The sequence below is a fragment of the Streptomyces sp. WMMB 714 genome, assembly GCF_900090125.1.
GTDB lineage: Bacteria > Actinomycetota > Actinomycetes > Streptomycetales > Streptomycetaceae > Streptomyces > Streptomyces daqingensis.
The window spans coordinates 1-1435 of sequence record NZ_FMHJ01000031.1 but is presented as its reverse complement, the minus strand read 5'-3'; the positions used below and the strand labels follow the sequence as shown (position 1 = coordinate 1435).

The following is a 1435-nucleotide window of genomic DNA, read 5'->3' as shown; positions in this document are numbered from 1 at the left end:
CCCTTGGGACCGACTCCAGCCCCAGGATGCGACGAGCCGACATCGAGGTGCCAAACCATCCCGTCGATATGGACTCTTGGGGAAGATCAGCCTGTTATCCCCGGGGTACCTTTTATCCGTTGAGCGACGGCGCTTCCACAAGCCACCGCCGGATCACTAGTCCCGACTTTCGTCCCTGCTCGACCCGTCAGTCTCACAGTCAAGCTCCCTTGTGCACTTACACTCACCACCTGATGACCAACCAGGCTGAGGGAACCTTTGGGCGCCTCCGTTACATTTTAGGAGGCAACCGCCCCAGTTAAACTACCCACCAGACACTGTCCCTGATCCGGATCACGGACCCAGGTTAGACATCCAGCACGATCAGAGTGGTATTTCAACAACGACTCCACCCAAGCTGGCGCTCGAGCTTCACAGTCTCCCACCTATCCTACACAAACCGAACCGAACACCAATATCAAGCTATAGTAAAGGTCCCGGGGTCTTTCCGTCCTGCTGCGCGAAACGAGCATCTTTACTCGTAGTGCAATTTCACCGGGCCTATGGTTGAGACAGTCAAGAAGTCGTTACGCCATTCGTGCAGGTCGGAACTTACCCGACAAGGAATTTCGCTACCTTAGGATGGTTATAGTTACCACCGCCGTTTACTGGCGCTTAAGTTCTCAGCTTCGCCACACCGAAATGTGACTAACCGGTCCCCTTAACGTTCCAGCACCGGGCAGGCGTCAGTCCGTATACATCGCCTTACGGCTTCGCACGGACCTGTGTTTTTAGTAAACAGTCGCTTCTCGCTGGTCTCTGCGGCCACCACCAGCTCACCCAGCACATGGGATCACCAACAGTGGCCCCCCTTCTCCCGAAGTTACGGGGGCATTTTGCCGAGTTCCTTAACCATAGTTCACCCGAACGCCTCGGTATTCTCTACCAGACCACCTGAGTCGGTTTAGGGTACGGGCCGCAACAGCACTCGCTAGAGGCTTTTCTCGACAGCATAGGATCATCCACTTCACCACAATCGGCTCGGCATCAGGTCTCACCCCTGTAACGAGAAGCGGATTTACCTACTCCTCGGGCTACACCCTTACCCCGGGACAACCACCGCCCGGGCTGGACTACCTTCCTGCGTCACCCCATCACTCACCTACTACAAGCTCGGGTCACCGGATCCACCACACCAACCATCATCCGAAGAATCCAGCTGGGGGCTTCACGGGCTTAGCATCACCTGATTCAGCGTTGGCGCACTGCCACGGGTACCGGAATATCAACCGGTTATCCATCGACTACGCCTGTCGGCCTCGCCTTAGGCCCCGACTTACCCTGGGCAGATCAGCTTGACCCAGGAACCCTTAGTCAATCGGCGCACACGTTTCTCACGTATGTATCGCTACTCATGCCTGCATTCTCACTCGTATACCGTCCACAACTCGCTTAC

1 rRNA gene is annotated in these 1435 nt (G+C 56.0%); it reads right to left on the bottom strand.

Annotated elements, in window-relative coordinates:
- Nucleotides 1-1435, bottom strand: a 23S ribosomal RNA gene (locus H181DRAFT_RS28180); the annotation flags it as partial.